12 protein-coding genes and 1 tRNA gene are annotated in these 12,455 nt (G+C 68.9%); 4 read left to right on the top strand and 9 right to left on the bottom strand.

Annotated elements, in window-relative coordinates:
* Positions 1-9 precede the first annotated feature (9 nt).
* The 6 genes from ACH4OW_RS14785 to ACH4OW_RS14760 form a co-directional block, all read right to left on the bottom strand.
* Complete coding sequence (locus tag ACH4OW_RS14785; RefSeq protein ID WP_398027817.1) at positions 10-753, bottom strand: hypothetical protein; 744 nt, start codon at positions 751-753, stop codon at positions 10-12.
* Positions 754-807: 54 nt separating this feature from the next.
* Positions 808-2,214: a hypothetical protein gene (locus ACH4OW_RS14780; protein ID WP_398027815.1), complete on the bottom strand. Its 1,407-nt coding sequence runs from the start codon at positions 2,212-2,214 to the stop codon at positions 808-810.
* Positions 2,211-2,936 (bottom strand): ABC transporter ATP-binding protein, encoded by a 726-nt coding sequence (locus ACH4OW_RS14775; protein ID WP_398027813.1) that lies wholly within the window; start codon positions 2,934-2,936, stop codon positions 2,211-2,213. The genes ACH4OW_RS14780 and ACH4OW_RS14775 overlap by 4 nt, the downstream gene beginning before the upstream one ends.
* A gap of 642 nt (positions 2,937-3,578) precedes the next feature.
* Entirely contained in the window at positions 3,579-4,331 is a 753-nt protein-coding gene (locus ACH4OW_RS14770) for a hypothetical protein (RefSeq protein WP_398027811.1), read from the bottom strand.
* Complete coding sequence (locus ACH4OW_RS14765; protein WP_398027809.1) at positions 4,328-4,921, bottom strand: RNA polymerase sigma factor; 594 nt, start codon at positions 4,919-4,921, stop codon at positions 4,328-4,330. The genes ACH4OW_RS14770 and ACH4OW_RS14765 overlap by 4 nt, the downstream gene beginning before the upstream one ends.
* Entirely contained in the window at positions 4,918-5,118 is a 201-nt protein-coding gene (locus ACH4OW_RS14760; protein ID WP_398027807.1) for a hypothetical protein, read from the bottom strand. Before ACH4OW_RS14760 ends, ACH4OW_RS14765 begins: the two co-directional genes overlap by 4 nt.
* Positions 5,119-5,481: 363 nt before the next feature.
* On the opposite strand from ACH4OW_RS14760, the gene ACH4OW_RS14755 reads away from it, so the two are divergent.
* Entirely contained in the window at positions 5,482-6,039 is a 558-nt protein-coding gene (locus ACH4OW_RS14755) for a hypothetical protein (RefSeq protein ID WP_398027805.1), read from the top strand.
* 407 nt (positions 6,040-6,446) lie between these two features.
* Here ACH4OW_RS14755 and ACH4OW_RS14750 read toward each other — a convergent pair.
* A tRNA-Thr gene (locus ACH4OW_RS14750) sits at positions 6,447-6,520 on the bottom strand.
* A 177-nt stretch (positions 6,521-6,697) separates the two neighbouring features.
* On the opposite strand from ACH4OW_RS14750, the gene ACH4OW_RS14745 reads away from it, so the two are divergent.
* The 3 genes from ACH4OW_RS14745 to ACH4OW_RS14735 all read left to right on the top strand — a co-directional run bounded on the left by ACH4OW_RS14745 (position 6,698) and on the right by ACH4OW_RS14735 (position 9,336).
* Positions 6,698-7,834: a sn-glycerol-3-phosphate ABC transporter ATP-binding protein UgpC gene (locus ACH4OW_RS14745; protein WP_360125698.1), complete on the top strand. Its 1,137-nt coding sequence runs from the start codon at positions 6,698-6,700 to the stop codon at positions 7,832-7,834.
* A gap of 323 nt (positions 7,835-8,157) precedes the next feature.
* Complete coding sequence (locus ACH4OW_RS14740; RefSeq protein ID WP_360125696.1) at positions 8,158-8,577, top strand: hypothetical protein; 420 nt, start codon at positions 8,158-8,160, stop codon at positions 8,575-8,577.
* A gap of 30 nt (positions 8,578-8,607) precedes the next feature.
* Positions 8,608-9,336, top strand: a complete 729-nt coding sequence (locus tag ACH4OW_RS14735; RefSeq protein ID WP_360125694.1) for a nucleotidyltransferase family protein — start codon at positions 8,608-8,610, stop codon at positions 9,334-9,336.
* A gap of 147 nt (positions 9,337-9,483) precedes the next feature.
* Here the strand turns inward: ACH4OW_RS14735 and ACH4OW_RS14730 are convergent, their stop codons facing one another.
* The gene (locus ACH4OW_RS14730) at positions 9,484-11,148 is read right to left on the bottom strand and encodes a DoxX family protein (RefSeq protein WP_398027802.1); all 1,665 of its coding nucleotides are present in this window, start codon (positions 11,146-11,148) and stop codon (positions 9,484-9,486) included.
* 210 nt (positions 11,149-11,358) lie between these two features.
* Positions 11,359-12,315 carry a 23S rRNA (guanosine(2251)-2'-O)-methyltransferase RlmB gene (gene rlmB, locus ACH4OW_RS14725; protein WP_360125691.1) on the bottom strand — a complete coding sequence of 319 codons (957 nt, stop codon included), beginning with the start codon at positions 12,313-12,315 and terminating at the stop codon, positions 11,359-11,361.
* Positions 12,316-12,455: the final 140 nt, after the last annotated feature.

The following is a 12,455-nucleotide window of genomic DNA, read 5'->3' as shown; positions in this document are numbered from 1 at the left end:
CTACGGGGTTCAGTCCGCTCGCGGACGCCACCTGCCTGCCGTGCGGCTAGATGTCGAGGCGGCCCAGAGCCAGAAGAGGACCGCCAAGGCTTCCACGACGGCGATACCGGAACCGAGCACGGGCCACGACATTTCGGCGCCACCGCCGGGACGGGTGAGGGGGGTGCCCAGCCATACGGCAGCGAGGGCACCAACGCCGCCGGCGATCAGGAAGGGAACAAGAACGGTCCAGGCGGCCACGGAGTAGAAGACCGTACGGCGGCCGGTGAGTACGCTGATCGGCGCCACATTGGAGGCGAAGCGGAGAAAATCGGAGAGGTTGTTCAGGGCGGCTCCGATGGCCAGGAACAGCACGCCGGTGATGCCGAGGAACATCACCCAGGTGGCCATGCGTTCATGGGGCGCAGCGCCTTTGAGCCATTCCCCACCGGGGACATCTACGTCCGGTGCCACGGACAGTTTGGCGTGGGCGAGGTGTCGGATGTGTTCGATGGGGAGATCGGAGCCGTCGGTCGACACAGCGATGAGAAGGGCGGGGGCGCGGCCATTTTCCACGGTGGTGGCTTGCGGTCGTACCGTGGCTTTGTCGGTTCCTTGGCCGTACCAGCGCATCAGTTCCTGGAAGGCGGGTGTGCCGTCGGATGCCCGTACGGTGTGCTGCTTTCCATCGCAGGCCAAGCCCAGAGGGGTGAAGGCTGAACAGGTGCCGACGAGCGTGGGTGTTCCTCCGGGGCCGGGAGTCAGGCCGACCACCCGCGGTTTGCCGGGGGAGATGCGCTCAACCGCCTCGACGTACTCCGCGGCTCGTTACGGGTCGAAGGTCCCGGTGGCGGTGACGAGTTGGTTGCCGATCCGGCTGTGGGTGGTGGCGGCGGCCTGCATGTCGGGGCTGAGCCGGGAGGACCACAGCTGGATCTGGGCGACCAGGCCGATGGCTACGATCACGGTGGCGACCATGCGGGTCACCGTTCCGGGACTCGTGGCGGCCCAGCGGCCGGCCACCAGCATGCCGGGTGCCCCCAGTCGCCGCGCCAACCGGGCCAGAACCCGTCCTGCAGCGGCGACCGCGAGGGCTACGACGGCAGGCAACGTGACCAGGGTTCCGATGACGCCAGTGGTGTAGATGAGCAGATACAGCGGGGCAAAGGTGTTCCCGATGAGATCCGTACCCCGTACTGCCCAGAGGAGCATGATGGGGCACAGGATGGCCATGCGCCTTGTGGCGGGCCCCTTGGCTGCCTTCGGACGCGTCCCACCCTTCGCTGTTCCCTTCGGCTGCAGCAGAACGACCGTAGCCAGCACAGCAGCCACCGCAGCGGCAACGGATGCTGCCAGCGCCCAGCCCCAGCGGTGCAGGTCGATGGAAGCCAGTCGGAAGTCGACTACGGGGATGCGCAAGTCACCGAAGAGCGGGATGGCCACAGCCAACGCCCCGAGTCCGGCGCCTGCCAGGACGGGAAGCAGGGCCTCACCGATGTTGACCCAGGCACGCGCACTTCCCGCGGCGCCCATCGCCTGAAGGAGGGCGGTACGCCGGTCACGACCGGCGGAACCGATCCGCGCGGAGATCACCACGAGGACAGCAGCCGGGGCCAGCAGCAGGCCGATCACGGCTGGCGCGAATGTGGAGAGCGGCTGGATCCAGAGATTGTCGCCGACGGCGGCCGGAGCGTCATCGCGGCCAAAGCCCGCGATGGGCTGCATGAACGGGGGCTCACCGAGGTTCGGGGCTGGACGGACGTAGGCCAGGCGTTCGCGGGGGACGGCCAACCCTTCGGGAGCGATCCGTTCGCTGGTGCCTCCATACCGGTCGTGGTCTCCGGCCGCGTCCAGGGCGTCCGCCAGGCCCGGTGACACAGCAGCTTGACCAGGTTGCGGCCAGTGGCTCAGGCCCGGGGGAAGAGGCGCGTCAGAGGTTAACGGTTCGACGAGAACGATGGAATGCTGGATATTTCCGACCGTGTCGAAGAGGCCGCGCCACAGGGCGACGGGTTTCTGCCCTGAGCCTTCTTGGACGTATTGGGGGGCGCGAGCCTTGCCGCGGAGATCACGGCCGTCGTACGTGGCGAATCCGGCAACCAGGGCCCCGAGAGAAATGGTGAGAACGAGGGTTGCACAGAGCAGAGCAGTGAGGCGTACGCGGCTGCTTTGGGCTCCCCGTCCGGCGGCGACGCCGATGCGCAGCAGTTGCCACCGCAGGCGACGTCCAGTCATCGGTCCACCTTCGGCTGGGCGACCAAGCGGCCCTCGTGCAGGACAAGGTGGTGGTCTGCTCTGGCGGCAACTGCGGTGTCGTGGGTGACCACGACCAAGGCGCAGTTCCACCGTCGCGGAACGGAGAAAAGCAGCTCTGCGACACTTTCCCGATTGGTCTCGTCCAGCGCCCCGGTCGGTTCGTCCGCGAGCAGCAATCTCGGCTGGTTGATCAGGGCTCTGGCGACAGCAGCACGTTGACGCTCGCCGCCTGACAGAGAGTCTGTAGAGGTCCCGTTGGTCGGTACACCGAGGTCAGCCAGCAGTCCTGCAGCCCGCTCGTAGGCTTCTTTGTGGTTGAGGCCGTTGAGCATGGCAGCCAAGGCTACATTTTCCACCGGCGTGAGCTCAGGGAGCAGTTCGCCGAACTGGAAGACCATGCCGGTCGTGTCGCGCCGGTGCCGCGCCAGTTGGCGAGCGCCCATGCGGGTTATGTCACTGCCCTGGATCTCGATGGTGCCGTCCTGGGGCTTGATGAGGCCGAGTAAGCAGGACAACAGCGTGCTCTTGCCGCTGCCACTCGGCCCGGTAATCGCTACCGACTCCCCCGGCTGAACCTGCAGGCTGACACTGTCCAGCAGTACGCGCTCTGCGATGGTGTACCGCAAGCCCGCTACGCTCAGCGCCGCCCCGGCCGATGCCTCGTGCGAGATCCCGTCTTCTTTCTCAACCTTGCTGCCCACTGTGTCCCCTCCTCCACGCAGCGGCGGGCCAGCCACCTTCCCGTGGCCGACCCGCCGCTGACGTCACGTTATGGATTGCTGGAACCGTCGAAGGCGTTCCAGCATCCTTGTGTCCCTAAAGGCGTCAGTTCGCCTTGTAGGCACCACACTCGTCGGGCGCCCACTGTTCCTGCCGACAAGCCCGTGCCTGCAGAATCTTGGTGCCGCCATTGCTTACGACCACCGTGCCGGAACCGCTCTTGTTCCACATGTTGTAGTGCTCGTCACTTCCGGCGCGCAGGTACTCACCGTAGACGGCACGGTCGTCCGCCTTCGTGTCGTAAACGTGGAGCTTTCTGTGCGACTCGCTGCTCCAGGATTCGACCTTGGCGGCATCGATGTGCGTCGCCGTGAGAGCGAAGGCCGGCGTGGCACCGAAGAGTGCGACAGAGACCCACCAACTAAGGCATGTCTACTTGATGGCTTTCTGACGGCTTTTGTCATCAGCGTGTGGGAAACGACGGCAAGCAAGAGCCAGGAAGCGGCAACTGCCCGGACCAAACAGGCTTTCCGGTCACCGTCTGGCATCACGGCGATGCCAGCCCAACGAAGGCTCCGCACGCCCGCGTGCGGAGCCTTCGGGTGGCGCCGGGTTCATGTCGGCTACAACGACACGAGTTCTCTGGGCAGGTCGGCGGTCGGCAGCATGATGGCCGGGGAGCTCGAGTCGGGGATGGAAGCTGCGCGTACGTTGGTCTGGACGCAGTTGCTCAGACGTCGGGTATCCGAGGTGATGGTGCTGTTCTTCTTCGGCTGAGGCCAGTGCCGTGCAGGGTCGAAGGCGAGGTCACGGATGTAGCGAGTCCAGGTACTTAGCTGCCGTTTCTCGCCGACGGCGCTGGAGTGCAGAGCCATGCAGTAGGCGGCCAGGCCGTCCTCGGCTCCAGAGGCAAACCGCCACCAGAACAGGGCGTGGTCGGCTCGGTCGGCCAAGTACAGAAGACAGGCGAAGACTCGCGCTCCGCAGGGGTCGAAGTCGATGAGGAAACGCTCCAGGAGCGCCCTCACCTCGGGGACGGTCACGGCGTCCTCACACAGCCGCTGCAGTTCCCATTCGCTGTGGACGGGCGGACGCAGGATCGAAGGTCCGTTACCGCGCCCTGGCCGGCTGGGGGTGGGGCGGGAGGGAGCGGGGCGGGGCGGCTGTGGTGTCTTGGTGTGCCGCTGCCGCCTCGGCTGCTGCTGTACCACAGCGATGCGCTGCCCTAGCTTGGCGACGAACGCTTCCAAGTCCCAGGCATCCAGTTCACGCTGCACTTGGTTGCGTTCCGTGTTCATGACGTCTTCGATGCTCGGTGGTGTGCGTTCAACGTTGAACTGGGTGGTGTCGGTTCCAGTGGCGTCTTCGATGCTCATCGGGTCCCTCCCTCGTCCCGCGTGTCCTTGTGGGAGCGGGTGTCTCGGTTGTCTCCGTGGCACAAACGGCGCTTTCCGTGATGGGCGTTGACCCGCGCATTGCTCACCGAGATGCCCAGCTTCGAGGCAATGTCCTCGTAGGACTCATTGAGGAAGTAGCGCAGCACTACGCACTCGGCCGCTCTCGGCGACGTACGCTGCAGCTCTCCCAGGGCCGCCAGCAGTTCGGTCCGGGCCTCAAGCCAGGCGAAGGCGTCTTCACTGTCGACCTGGTCGTCTTCAAGGGGGCACTCGGTGACTGGCCGGCGCATGATTGCCCGCAGTCGGTCTTTGAGGGTGTCCTTGAAGATCTTGTAAGCCATGGCATACGGGTTGTGGCTGCTCAGTACCCGGGGCCATGCCTTGTAGATGGCCATCCAGGCATCGGCGGCGGCTTCCTCGGCATCTTCGCGGTTGCGCAACACGCGATAGGCGGCACCGTAGTAGACCCTTCCCTGGCTGCGGACCAGCGCCTCGAAGTCCACTGGCATTGCGGTGGGTGCCTGTGGTCGTGGCTGACGGTGGTGGCCGTATTCCGGAGTGGGTGTCACCGGGCCTCCTTCCAAGGCGGCAGGAGGGTGATGGCGATCAGGTGCACCTGTCGTCCCGGCGCCGCGATGGGGCTGCGGGCCTGGCCGGGCGGATGCTGGAGCTTTTGGGCGAGACGGGTGCAGGGGTGATGCTGTGCGGGGTGTGTGCGGCGACGCAGCAGCAGGTGAGCCAGGACGTCGAAGACGACCACTGTCATCCGCGCTGCACCGGCCCTTGCCAGTACATCCGCGGGCATGCGGTCATTCACCGGGCGAATCCTTCCGAAATGGTCGGAAAGCTCCGAAGTGCTCGGAGTGAGCGCACCGTTGCGCTCACCCTCCCTGCCGTATCTGGACCCCCAAGAATTAAGCCGATGATCGCAAGTTTCTGCGAAATAACCACAAGCAATCACCCTCTGCCCTTAATCAGTCCCTTTGCGTATCAAGACGTGCGGATGAGGCCAACGAAGAGCACATTTCGTTCAAGACTTAACGAATTCCAGTCGCTCCACATGCCTACGTCTTCAGTCCGGCGACCGAAGAGTCCGAGCATCGGTCACGCTCCCCGCACGAAGGGGACAGTGGGGACGCCCGCGGAGCCGTGGCATTCGCACTGGTGGGAAACACCGGCCCTCGGCGACCAGATCGATGACCTGATGAAGGCGGCCGACTCGCCGGACCACGTGTGCACCACCTGGCGGAGTGCCGACGGCCGGCCGATACGCCGGATCCCGCTCGGCTACCCCCGGCTCGGGACCCGGCGCCGCGGCCTGGTGTTCGCCAGCGGCCTGAACATCACCGACCGACCGCTGGTCACCTACGGCGCCAACGAGTACGCCCAGGTCGTCATCGTCACCGGCAGCAGGGAAGACCACGCCCAGCAGCGCGCCATCGACGCCGTTCGCCATCACCCCGCCGCCCCCTTCGCACTGCGGGCCGGCGCCAAGTCGGAGGACAGGGTGGCCTTTCCGATCGCGGATCTGACCGCCCCAGCCGTGCAGATCGGCCGTTGGAACCTGCCCGGCACTTCTGCCCTGCGATGGCCCTCACCCCAGCTCCACGAACGCGGCGGCTCCTCCTCGTTGGCTGCCTCAACAGGCCTGGGCCGAGAGCGGACAACGTCACTATCTACGGCGTGAGCGGCAGCGGCGCTGGGACATCGCCGCCCAGCGCATGGTCCCCGGCATCAGCCACCCCGACTGACACGATGGAGCCGACACGCACGCGCGGGAAGAACGGCGGCCCCCAACGACCGTCCCCACCTGGCCCGCTCTTGCCTCAGAAACCCCCACCCTTCCCCGGCAGCCCTTCGCCCCTCAGGACTCCCTGCCGTGGCATAGCTTCATAGCGGGCCACGCCCCCGGAAGGCCGCTGATGCGGGCTTGCCACCCCGGCAAAGCTCCCCGAGAGCAGGCCCCCGCCCGGCCTGACTCCTTGAACGTCTTGTCCACGTTCTGTCCACGGACGGGCCCCAAAAAGCACAAACGCCCCTCCGGAAGGCCTTCCGGAGGGGCGTTTTCAGTGCGTTTTACCTGGTCAAGCCGAGAGCCCCCTGTCGGATTCGAACCGACGACCTACGCTTTACAAGAGCGTTGCTCTGGCCAGCTGAGCTAAGGAGGCGTGCCTGGTGAAGTGTACCCAGGCACGCAGCCTACCTGTGCGCGTTATTTCGTGACCCGCGGGCTACTGACACCGGGCGTCGCCGCGGGTACCGTCACGGTCAGTCCACAGCAGTGGACTACACCACTCCTTTACTCGGATCGTCCGGCACGTTCCTGCCGGTGAGGGGACACCACCATGGCTACGGTCACGTACGACCAGGCAACCCGTATCTACCCGGGTTCCGACAAGCCCGCCGTCGACAAGCTGGACATCGAGATCGAGGACGGCGAGTTCCTCGTCCTGGTCGGGCCGTCCGGATGTGGGAAGTCGACCTCGCTGCGGATGCTGGCGGGGCTGGAGGACGTCAACGACGGCGCGATCCGGATCGGGGACCGGGACGTCACCCACCTGCCGCCCAAGGACCGGGACATCGCCATGGTGTTCCAGAACTACGCGCTGTACCCGCACATGACCGTCGCCGACAACATGGGCTTCGCGCTCAAGATCGCGGGCGTCAACAAGGCGGAGATCCGGCAGAAGGTCGAGGACGCGGCGAAGATCCTGGACCTGACCGAGTACCTGGGCCGCAAGCCGAAGGCGCTCTCCGGTGGCCAGCGCCAGCGGGTGGCCATGGGGCGCGCGATCGTGCGTGAGCCGCAGGTATTCCTCATGGACGAGCCGCTGTCCAACCTGGACGCGAAGCTGCGCGTACAGACGCGTACGCAGATCGCCGGTCTGCAGCGGCGGCTCGGGATCACCACCGTGTACGTCACCCACGACCAGGTCGAGGCCATGACGATGGGCGACCGGGTGGCCGTCCTCAAGGACGGGCTGCTCCAGCAGGTCGACTCGCCGCGCAACATGTACGACCGGCCCAGCAACCTCTTCGTCGCGGGCTTCATCGGGTCGCCGGCGATGAACCTGGTCGAGGTGCCGATCACCGACGGCGGTGTGAAGTTCGGCAACAGTGTCGTGCCGGTCAGCAGGGAGGCGCTGACCGCCGCGGCCGACAAGGGGGACCGTACGGTCACCGTCGGCGTCCGTCCCGAGCACTTCGACATCGTCGAGCAGAACGGCGGCGCGGCGAAGTCGCTGTCCAAGGAGGCGGCGGACGCCCCGGCGGGCCTCGCGGTCACCGTCAACGTCGTCGAGGAGCTCGGCGCCGACGGGTACGTGTACGGGTCGGCCACCGTGGGCGACGAGGTGAAGGACCTGGTCGTACGGGTCAACGGGCGGCAGGTGCCGGAGAAGGGCGCCCAGCTGCACGTCGTACCGCGGCCGGGTGAGACGCACGTGTTCTCCACGTCCACGGGTGAGCGGCTGAGCGACTGAGAGACTGAGGCGACTGGGGCGTTTGAGCGGCTGAGGCTGCCGGGCGACTGAGGCAGCCGGGCGATAGCTCGGTGGCTGAGTGGTTCGGTGGCTGAGTAGCCGCGTGAAGTGTGTGGGCGGCGGTGTCGGTTCTTCGGGGCCGGCGCCGCCGCTTCGTGTGCGGTGGCTGCCGTAACCGTCGTACGCAGCATGTCGACAAATACCCCGGCAGACCCGTCATTTCGATCCTGTACGTCAACACCACAAGCGATTCCCGAGCGAAAACATCCCTCGATTCGGTGACTAAATGTCGCCAAATCATCACTACTCGCTACCATCGCCCCGTGAACTCCGCAGCCCGCCGTATCGGCCGAACCCTCGCCCTCGTCCTTCCCGTCGTCCTCGTCCTGTCCGGGACGCTCGCGGTCACCCGCGTTCCGTGGGCGTCGCCGGGGACGGACAAGCAGATGCTGACCGCGTCCTCCGAGAACGCCTCCACCAAGGCCGGTTCCCGGGCGCCGCAGGACGTGCTCCGCGACCGGCTCCTGGTGGAACTCCAGGAAAAGAACCCCGGTGTCGCCCTCACCCACCTCCAGGAGGAGACCACCAAGCGCCCCTCGCTGGCCAAGCACTGCGTGGCCATCGCGCGTGCCCTGGGCCGCGCCGCGGTCGCCAAGTACGGCGGTGCCGCCCATCGCGCGCAGGCCTGGTCCCGGCCGGTCTGCGATACGTCGTTCGCCACCGGCGTCGCCTCCGTCCAGTGAGCCCGGCTCGCACCGCATAGGGTGCGAACCATGACAGCCGCCCCGTACCCGCACCCCACGCAGGCCGTGGTCCTGGCCGGAGGCCAGGGTTCGCGACTCCGCCCGTACACCGACGACCGTCCCAAGCCGATGGTCGAGATCCCCGGCACCGGGACCCCGATCATCGGCCACCAGCTCGCCTGGCTGGCGGCGGAGGGCGTCACGGACGCGGTGGTCTCCTGCGGCCACCTCGCCGAGGTGCTCCAGGACTGGCTGTCCCAGGCGCGACTTCCCCTGAATGTCACGACCGTTGTCGAGACCGAGCCGCTCGGTCGCGGTGGCGGTCTCAAGTACGCCGCCGCCTCGCTGCCCCGGCCGGAAGAGCCCTGGTACGCGACCAACGGCGACATCTGGACCCGTTTCTCGCTGCGCGAGATGGCGGACTTCCACCATGAGCGCGGCGCGGACGCCACGCTCGCGCTGGCCAGGCCGCGCATTCCGTGGGGCGCCGTGGAGACCGACGAGTTCGGCCACGTCCTCGACTTCATCGAGTCGCCGCCCTCCCCTTATCTGATCAATGCGGGTGTCTACGTCTTCTCCGCCGCCTTCACCGGGCTGCTGCCCGCGCGCGGGGACCACGAGCGCACCACGTTCCCCCGGCTGGCCCGCGAACGGCGGCTGGCCGGCTTTCCGCTGCCGAACGGCGCGTACTGGCGGGCCATCGACACGGCCAAGGACCTGACCGAGGCCGCCAAGGAACTCGGCGCGCGGAACGGCTGACGCCACCCCTGCTGCTCCCTGCACCCTGCCCCCGTGCTCCCTCCTCCCCCCCCCGCAGCGGAACGCCCCCACAGCCTCAGCTGTGGGGGCGTTCCGCGTCACGCACCACGGCTCCCAGGAACGCCTCGGCGCCCCTGGGAGCCCCCATCACCCCAGCAGCCCGCCCAACGTGCTCCCACGCCCCCGGGAACCGCCGCTGGAGCCGCCCGAACCCCCGTCGCTCGCGCCGCCGTTGGCGCCGCCCGCGGTGCCGCCGACCGCCGACGGGGCCTGCGGAGTGGTCGCCGGCACCCTGGCCGGCGCGGACTGCCTCGGGGGCGTACCGCTGGAGGAGCGGCCGGGCAGCTGCGCCGAGCCGGACACGCTGCCGGTCGCGCGCGCCGCGCCGGGAGCCGACGCCGACGGGCTCTTCGACTTCGGGGAACCCGCCTTGTGCGAGGCGCCGGCCGACGGCTTGCCGGCCTGTTTCGGCTTGGTGCCGGGGCGCCCCGGGCCGTGTTGCGCCTTCGAGCCGCCGGGCCGGGACTGCTGCGGCAGCGGCGAGCCGGGCAGGTTGTTCGTCGCGGGCTCGCCTGGCTTGGGCACGGACGGTACGGAGGCGGACCGTACGGCGCCGCCCAGCAGCGAGCCGACCAGCAGCGTCAGGCCGGCGACCACGGCCGTCAGCACCGCGCCGCGGCGCAGCACCCGGCGCCGCAGGTCCCACAGCTCGACGCGCGGGCCGAGCCGCCGCCACGCCTCCCCCGCCAGCCGGGCGTCCACCGAGTAGACCGGCGCGCCCGCGATGACCAGCGGGCTCCAGGCGGCGAGGTAGATGATGTCCGGCGCGTCGTAGACCGGCACGGTGCGCCAGGTGACCGTCATCAGGAGGGCCGCGGAGAGCAGCGCGCCGAACGAGGCGGCGACCCGCTGCCACAGCCCGCACATGGTCAGCACGCCGACCACGACCTGGAGGAAGGCCACGGTCAGCCCGGCCCCCACGGGATGCGAGAGCGCGAAGTCGCGCAGCGGCGCCACGAGCGTCCAGGGGTCGAGCGACCGGAGCCACTTCACCATCGAGCCGCGCTCGCCGCCGTCGAAGTAGACGGGGTCGCAGAGCTTGCCCATGCCCGCGTACACGCTGATCAGGCCGAGGAAGACGCGGAGCGGCAGCAGGACGACGCCGAGGTTCATCCGGCGGCCCGGGTAGTAGGCGTGCTGCCGGACCGCGTCGCCGCAGCGCCGCTTGGGTTCGCCGCCGTACCGCTCGTACGCCGCCGGCTCCTCGTCCGGATACGGGGGCTCGTCGTCGTAGTGGTCGTAGGCGCCGGTGGTCGGCCGGACGCCCTTGAGCAGGGTGGTGTCCGCGTCCACGGGGCCGCGCTGGCCGATCACGGTCGAGGCCGGGCCGCCGGTGCCGCCGCCGGTCGCGGGCGGCTCCTCCTCGTCGATCCGTACTCTGGGCAGGACCTGCGTCGTGGTGCCGGCTTCCTCGGTCGGGTCGCCGGTGACGGTGGTCCGCCCCGAATTCCGTACGGCGTGCAGGAGTTGGCTGGTGGCGGCGGTCGTGCCGCCCGGCGCGGTGCGGCCGCTCCACACCACGGGCGCGCGGCGCCTGCCGCCCGCCGGCTCCCGCACCACCGGGATGCGCGCGGTGTCGGCCATGGCGCCGCTTGTGGCGGACGCGGCGAGCTGCACGCGGAAGCTGGCGTGATTGACAATGACCTGCGCGGGATCGCACGGCACCTTGACCGAGCTCAGGACCGGCTCGTCATCGAAGCCCGGCGAGCGTCCCCCCGTAGGTGTGCGGGGTGTTCTGGTGTCCACGCTCATCTAACCGAGTGACCCGCGTTTAAGACACTGCCTTGACCACGCCGATCTGTCCGAGACCCGTCAAAGGATCACGGGAGCGCGACCCGGCGTACCCGGGACCACCGCCTTGGCAAAGGCCCCGGGAAGCCGTCCGGGACCGCGGCCGCGGGGCCGAGGCACCCGGACCGCAGCCCGCCGCCCGGGGCCGTCGGCTCCGCCGTCCGCACCACGTCAGGCGCGCCGCCGCGCCGCCTCCCACAGCACCACGCCCGCCGCGACGCCCGCGTTCAGCGACTCGGCGCCGCCGGGCATCGGGATGCGCACGCGTACGTCGCAGGTCTCGCCGACCAGCCGCGACAGGCCCTTGCCCTCGCTGCCGACGACGATGACGACCGGGCCGTCCAGCGCCTCCAGGTCCTGGAGCTCCATCTCACCGTCCGCCGCGAGGCCCACGACGGTCATGCCCGCCTTCTGGTAGCCCTCCAGGGCGCGCGTCAGGTTCGTGGCGCGGGCGACCGGCGTACGGGCCGCCGTACCGGCGGAGGTCTTCCACGCGCCGGCCGTCATGCCGGCCGCGCGGCGCTCCGGCACGACGACGCCGTGCCCGCCGAACGCGGCGACGGACCGCACCACGGCACCGAGGTTGCGCGGGTCGGTGACACCGTCCAGCGCGACGATCAGCGGGTCCTCGCCGTCGTCGAAGGCGGCGGCCGCCAGGTCCTCGGGGTGCGCGTACTCGTACGGCGGCACCTGGAGGACGAGGCCCTGGTGGTTGAGGCCGTTGGTCATCCGGTCCAGTTCGGGCCGCGGCGCCTCCATCAGGTTGATGTTGCCGCGGTCGGCGGCGAGCTGGAGCGCCTCGCGCACCCGCTCGTCGTTCTCGATGAACTGCTGCACGTACAGCGTCGTCGCGGGCACACCGTCGCGCAGCGCCTCGAAGACCGGGTTACGGCCGACGACCAGCTCCGAGGTGCCCTTGGCGCCGCCGCGGCGCGGGGCCGGGCGCCGGTTGGCCGCCTGCTTGGCCTTCGCGTTGGCGAGGCGGTTCTTCACATGTCCCTTGCGCGCGGACGCGGGCGGGGTCGGGCCCTTGCCCTCCAGGCCCCGGCGCCGCTGGCCGCCACTGCCGACCTGCATGCCCTTCTTGTTGGACGTGCGGCGGTTCCTGCGCTGGCTGTTGCCGGCCATGGGTCACCTGTCTCTTCACTGCTCTCGACGTCTCGCGACGTGGAGTGGATACGTACGTACGGATGTCTGTCTGATGTGTGTCTGCAAGAAGTGTCGCCCGGAGGCCGCCGGTACTGCCAACCGGCACCCGCCGGTACGGG

This window comes from Streptomyces sp. NPDC017056 (assembly GCF_044332485.1).
GTDB lineage: Bacteria > Actinomycetota > Actinomycetes > Streptomycetales > Streptomycetaceae > Streptomyces.
The sequence above is the reverse complement of the archived record's forward strand: the minus strand, read 5'-3'. Positions and strand labels throughout refer to the sequence as shown.

What these genes read in the sequence shown, in the direction of transcription:
- ACH4OW_RS14780 (WP_398027815.1), bottom strand. Translation starts at nt 2,214, where the DNA reads ATGACTGGACGTCGCCTGCGGTGGCAACTGCTGCGCATCGGCGTCGCC.
- ACH4OW_RS14770 (WP_398027811.1), bottom strand. Translation starts at nt 4,331, where the DNA reads ATGAGCATCGAAGACGCCACTGGAACCGACACCACCCAGTTCAACGTT.
- ACH4OW_RS14760 (WP_398027807.1), bottom strand. Translation starts at nt 5,118, where the DNA reads ATGACAGTGGTCGTCTTCGACGTCCTGGCTCACCTGCTGCTGCGTCGC.
- ACH4OW_RS14745 (WP_360125698.1), top strand. Translation starts at nt 6,698, where the DNA reads ATGGCTACGGTCACGTACGACCAGGCAACCCGTATCTACCCGGGTTCC.
- ACH4OW_RS14735 (WP_360125694.1), top strand. Translation starts at nt 8,608, where the DNA reads ATGACAGCCGCCCCGTACCCGCACCCCACGCAGGCCGTGGTCCTGGCC.
- ACH4OW_RS14730 (WP_398027802.1), bottom strand. Translation starts at nt 11,148, where the DNA reads ATGAGCGTGGACACCAGAACACCCCGCACACCTACGGGGGGACGCTCG.
- rlmB (WP_360125691.1), bottom strand. Translation starts at nt 12,315, where the DNA reads ATGGCCGGCAACAGCCAGCGCAGGAACCGCCGCACGTCCAACAAGAAG.